The sequence below is a fragment of the Kribbella albertanoniae genome (genome assembly GCF_004348455.1).
In the GTDB taxonomy this organism is placed as follows: Bacteria; Actinomycetota; Actinomycetes; order Propionibacteriales; family Kribbellaceae; genus Kribbella; species Kribbella albertanoniae.
Genome location: NZ_SMKA01000421.1, coordinates 1 through 4814 on the forward strand (window position 1 = coordinate 1; position 4814 = coordinate 4814).

Here is a 4814-nt window from a genome sequence, read left to right on the forward strand (position 1 = left end):
GGGTGAGGACGACGGCGGGGGATGGGGTGGTGAGAGCGAGTTCTGGTACGAAGGCTGCGCCCTGGTCGGCGGCCACCAGGGCTAGGACGGTGCCGAAGTCGTCGGCGTGATGGCGGATGTGTGGGGTGAAGCCGGCGGCTTCGCAAGCTCTGATGGTCAGCGTGTGGCAGAGGGTGCCTGGAGTGCCGGCGATCCATGGGGTGTCGCGGAGGCTGCTCAGTGAGCGGGTACGGCGGGCGGCCAGGTACACCGTTTCTTCCAGCAGAGGCTCGGTGTGCAGGCCGGGATGGGCGGCGACCGGGACGTGGTCGTACTCCTGGACGAGTGCGACGTCCACGGCCTCGGTGCGGAGGGCATCGGGGACCGAGGCGGGGTCGAGTTCGACGACGGTCAGGCCGAGGCTGGGGTGTTCGGTGCTCAGGGCAACGATTGCGGGGGTGACGACGGCCGGGATCGCGGTGGGGAACGCGCCGATCGTGAGAACGCCAGAGAGCGCTCTCGCGGCGTTCTCGAGAGCGGTCTCTGCGGTGGCGAGCAGCGCGAGGATCGCCTCGGTGTGCTCGACCAGGCCCTGAGCGGCGGGTGTGAGGACGACCCGGCGGCCGGTTCGTTCGAGCAGCGGTACGCCGGTTTCGCGTTCGAGAGCGGCGAGTTGCTGGGAGACCGCGGACGGGGTGTAGGCGAGCGCCTCGGCGACGGCCGCGATCGTGCCACGGCGGGCGAGTTCGCGGAGCAGGCGCAGTTTGCGGACGTCGAGCATAAGCTCACCTTACGCTCGGCGACGGAAATGCGAACTGGACCTGATGAGCGGTTTCACGAGAACGTCGGGTCATGGCGTTCACAGGACTCTTCGTTCCCCTGATCACTCCGTTCTCCGAGACCGGCGATCTCTCCGGAGACGCGCTCGAGGCGCTCGCTCACGCCGTTCTCGACGAGGGCGCCGCCGGCATCGTCGCCCTCGGCACCACCGGAGAACCGGCCACCCTGACGACTCACGAGCGTCACCGCGTTCTCGCGATCTGCTCTTCCGTCTGCACCGACCGGAACGCGCCGCTGATCGTCGGCGCAGGCTCGAACTCGACCGCCGCTTCCCTCGACGAACTGGCAACAATCAATCCGAGCGGTACGGCGGTGAGCGCGGCACTGGTCGTCGTGCCCTACTACACCCGGCCGTCCGAGGACGGCGTCGTCGAGCACTTCCGACAGCTCGCCGCGGCAAGCCCGGTACCGCTGGTGATCTACAACATTCCGTACCGGACCGGCCGGACCCTGGGTGCGGAGACGCTGATCCGCTTGGCGGAGTTGCCGAACGTCGTCGGTTTCAAGCACGCGGTCGGCGGCATCGACGAGGACACCATCGCGTTCTTGAGCCGCGTTTCTCCCGACGTGAGTGTTCTCGCGGGCGACGATCTCTACGCGAGCCCGATGCTGGCGCTCGGGGCCAGCGGCGGGATCCTCGCCAGCGCGAACGTCGCGACCCGGGCCTACGCCGACCTGATCTCAGCCTGGCAGGCCGGCGCTCTGGCGCAAGCGCAAGAGCGCGCTCTCCGCCTGGTCCCCTTGGCGCAGGCACTGTTCGCCGAGCCGAATCCGATCGTGATCAAGGCGGTCCTCGCAGCCCAAGGCCGGATCCCCACGGCGCACGTACGGCTGCCGTTGCTTCCAGCCGACCCAGCCGCGATCAGCCAGGTTCCCGCGCTGGCTGAGTGGTTGCGTCCAAGCTTGCAAGAAGCCTGAGACTATCGGCGGTCGGCGTACCGGCGGCTGCGGTGTAGACGAGCAGCGTGAGACCCGGATGCGCCGGGAACTCCATGGCCTCGAACGTGAGGTCGAGATTCCCGACGGCCGGATGGCGCAGGTACTTGATACCAGTTCGGTGGAACCGAACATCATGAGCGGCCCACCGGTTCCGGAAGTGTTCACTGCGGGTGGACAGTTCACCGATGAGCTCGATCAACTTCTTGTCGTGCGGGTTGCGGCCGGCCTCGGAACGCAGCATGGCTGCGATGTCGTCGGCCGTCCGTTCCCAGTTCTGGAAGAAGTCCTGCGAGGCCGGGTCGAGGTAGACGAACCGCGCGTTGTTCGCGGGTCGTCGGAGATCGGCGAGCAACGGCGCGTAGAGCGCACGGGCCATCCGGTTGGTCGCGAGCATGTCGTGGCGCGCGTTGCGCACCCAGGCCGGTGCGTCGGTGATCGCGTCGAGGACGAGCTGGACGCTGGCCGGCACAGTCGATGGCGCGGGTTTCCGTTGCCGACCTGAGGTCGGAGTGGCAGAGCGGGCAAGAGCGAACAGGTGGGTGCGCTCGGCATCGTCCAGTTGCAGGGCACGGGCCAGCCCGTCGAGCACGGTGTCCGAGGCGCCGCTCAGATTGCCGCGTTCCATCCGCACGTAGTAGTCGATGCTCACGCCGGCGAGCAGAGCGACCTCCTCCCGCCGAAGCCCCTTGACCCGGCGATTCCCGCCGTACGCGGGAAGTCCGGCCTGCTCGGGGGTGAGCCGCGCTCGCCTCGAGACGAGGAACTCGCGGACCTGAGCTCGACCGGCGTCTCTATGATTCGGCATGCCACCACCGTAGGCGAGGTGGTCGGCGGCAAGGAGGTACTGGCATTACCCGGAAGAGCAGGGACTCCCGTGCGGATCGCGGCCGCTGTTGGCTGGCCGCGACGAACACGAAAGGGAGTCCAACCATGATCTACCGCAGACTCGGCAACTCCGGCCTGAAGGTCAGCCGCATCGCGCTGGGGTGCATGAGCTTCGGCGACACCGCGCGGGGGGCCAACCCGTGGGTCCTTGATGATGCCGCTGCCGAGCCGGTCTTCCGGCAGGCGCTGGACCTCGGCATCACCTTCTGGGACACGGCAAACATCTACGGGCACGGTACGTCGGAAGAGATCGTCGGCCGCGCGATCCACAAGTACACGCGCCGCGAGGAGATCGTGCTCGCCACCAAAGTGAGTCGCCCGATGCATGACGGGCCAGGCGGCTCCGGCCTGTCCCGCAAGGCGATCCTGGAGCAGCTCGACGCCTCGTTGGCCCGGCTCGGCACCGACTACGTCGACCTCTACCAGATTCACCGCTGGGATCCGGAGACTCCGGTCGAGGAGACCATGGAGGTGCTGCACGACGTGGTCAAGGCCGGGAAAGTGCGCTACCTCGGTGCGTCGTCGATGTGGGCGTGGCAGTTTGCGAAGCTGCAGCATGTCGCCGAACTTCACGGCTGGACGAAGTTCGTTGCGATGCAGAACCAGTACAGCCTGATGCAGCGCGAGGAAGAACGGGAGATGTTCGGCCTGCTTGCTGATCAAGGCGTCGGATCGATTCCGTGGAGCCCGCTGGCGAAGGGCCGTCTGGCCCGAGCCTGGGGTACGTCGACGGTGCGGTCCGGCAACGATCCCGTCGCGGACCGGATCTTCGCAGCCGACGACCGGGCGATCGCCGACGCCGTCGAGAGCATCGCGGCCACACGCGGCGTACCGATGGCTCAGATAGCGCTCTCCTGGGTACTGCGGAACCCTGGCGTCACCGCGCCGATCGTCGGGGCGACGGATGTGCTGCACCTGGCCGACGCCTCTGCGGCGGTCGATCTCACGCTGACCGACGACGAGATCGCTGTTCTGGAAGGTGCGTACAGTCCGCGCCTTCCGACCGGCTTCTGAGCTGGCTTCAGGGCTGGCTTCTGGGTTAGTTGCCGCTGGCAAGGAGGTCGGCGAGGCCGGTGCGGAGGTCGAGGGTGGGCTTCCAGCCGAGCTCGTTGCGGAGTTTGGCGGAGGTGGCGGTGATGTGGCGGACGTCGCCGAGGCGGTACTGGCCGGTGACGACGGGGTCTGGGCCTTCGTAGGCGCGGGCCAGTTCGGCGGCCAGGTCGCCGATGGTGCGGACGGTGTCGGTGCCGACGTTGTACGCCGTGAACGGGGGCTGGTGGGGGAGCGCACCGGCGGCCGTGGTCACAGCGGTCGCGATGTCGTGCACGTGGATGAAGTCGCGGCGCTGGCGACCGTCTTCGTAGACCTTCGGCGCTTCGCCGCGCTCGAGGGCCGAGCGGAAGATGGCGGCGACACCGGCGTACGGCGTGTTGCGTGGCATGCCGGGGCCGTAGACGTTGTGGAAGCGGAGCGCGGTGACCCGGCCGCCGGTCTCGCGGGCCCAGGATGCGGCGAGATGTTCGCCGTTGAGTTTGCTGGCGGCATAGGCATTCCGGGGATCCGAGGGAGCGCTCTCTGAGATCAGGCCGGGGCGCAGTGGGCAGTCGCAGAGCGGGCAGCGGGGGTCGAACTGGCCGGCGTCGAGATCCTCCGGCCGCCGTGGGCCGGGCGCGACCTGCCCGTGCCGGTCGCAGTCGTAGCGGCCTTCGCCGTAGATCACCATCGAGCTGGCGTAGACGAGGTGGCGGAGGTTCGCGCGGGCGAGTTCGCGGAGCAGTACGGCGGTGCCGAGGCTGTTGCTGGAGACATAGTCGTCGATGTCGTCCAGGTCGACGCCGAGCCCGACCTTCGCGGCCAGGTGGATCACCGTGTCGATGCCAGAGAGCGCTCTCTGGCAATCCTCGGCGCTCCGGATGTCCCCGATCACGAGATCGTTGCTCGGGGCCGGCCGCTTCGCGTGAACGTCGTTCCGGAGAGAGTCGAGCACGAGAACGTCATGTCCCTCAGCGGTGAGCTGCGTGTGTACATGCCGCCCGATGAACCCGGCACCACCCGTCAGCAGCACCCTCATCGAACGACCGCCTGATCCTGACGGCCCGCGCTCTCGGCGGTGGCGATGGCGGCGGCGGTGTGGTCGAGGGCATGGTGGCAGGGGCAGTCCGTGGTGGGGG

General features: G+C 68.2%; 5 protein-coding genes. 2 read left to right on the forward strand and 3 right to left on the reverse strand.

Going from position 1 to position 4814, the window contains the following annotated elements:
* Window positions 1-760: LysR family transcriptional regulator (locus tag E1261_RS43205; protein WP_132415913.1), on the reverse strand; the 760-nt coding region annotated here is incomplete at its 3' end.
* A 71-nt stretch (window positions 761-831) separates the two neighbouring features.
* Between E1261_RS43205 and dapA the strand changes: the two genes are divergently transcribed.
* Window positions 832-1737 (forward strand): 4-hydroxy-tetrahydrodipicolinate synthase, encoded by a 906-nt coding sequence (gene dapA, locus E1261_RS43210; RefSeq protein ID WP_132415915.1) that lies wholly within the window; start codon window positions 832-834, stop codon window positions 1735-1737.
* Here the strand turns inward: dapA and E1261_RS43215 are convergent.
* The gene (locus E1261_RS43215; RefSeq protein WP_132415917.1) at window positions 1682-2563 is read right to left on the reverse strand and encodes a helix-turn-helix domain-containing protein; all 882 of its coding nucleotides are present in this window, start codon (window positions 2561-2563) and stop codon (window positions 1682-1684) included. The genes dapA and E1261_RS43215 overlap by 56 nt on opposite strands.
* 125 nt (window positions 2564-2688) lie before the next feature.
* On the opposite strand from E1261_RS43215, the gene E1261_RS43220 reads away from it, so the two are divergent.
* Entirely contained in the window at window positions 2689-3657 is a 969-nt protein-coding gene (locus E1261_RS43220) for an aldo/keto reductase (protein ID WP_132415919.1), read from the forward strand.
* A 25-nt stretch (window positions 3658-3682) separates the two neighbouring features.
* On the opposite strand, the gene E1261_RS43225 is transcribed toward E1261_RS43220, so the two are convergent.
* Window positions 3683-4714 (reverse strand): NAD-dependent epimerase/dehydratase family protein, encoded by a 1032-nt coding sequence (locus E1261_RS43225; RefSeq protein ID WP_132415921.1) that lies wholly within the window; start codon window positions 4712-4714, stop codon window positions 3683-3685.
* Window positions 4715-4814: the final 100 nt, after the last annotated feature.

Bases quoted from the DNA above. Each gene is read 5' to 3' on its own strand.
- dapA (WP_132415915.1), top strand. From the start codon at position 832: ATGGCGTTCACAGGACTCTTCGTTCCCCTGATCACTCCGTTCTCCGAG.
- E1261_RS43215 (WP_132415917.1), bottom strand. From the start codon at position 2,563: ATGCCGAATCATAGAGACGCCGGTCGAGCTCAGGTCCGCGAGTTCCTC.
- E1261_RS43220 (WP_132415919.1), top strand. From the start codon at position 2,689: ATGATCTACCGCAGACTCGGCAACTCCGGCCTGAAGGTCAGCCGCATC.
- E1261_RS43225 (WP_132415921.1), bottom strand. From the start codon at position 4,714: ATGAGGGTGCTGCTGACGGGTGGTGCCGGGTTCATCGGGCGGCATGTA.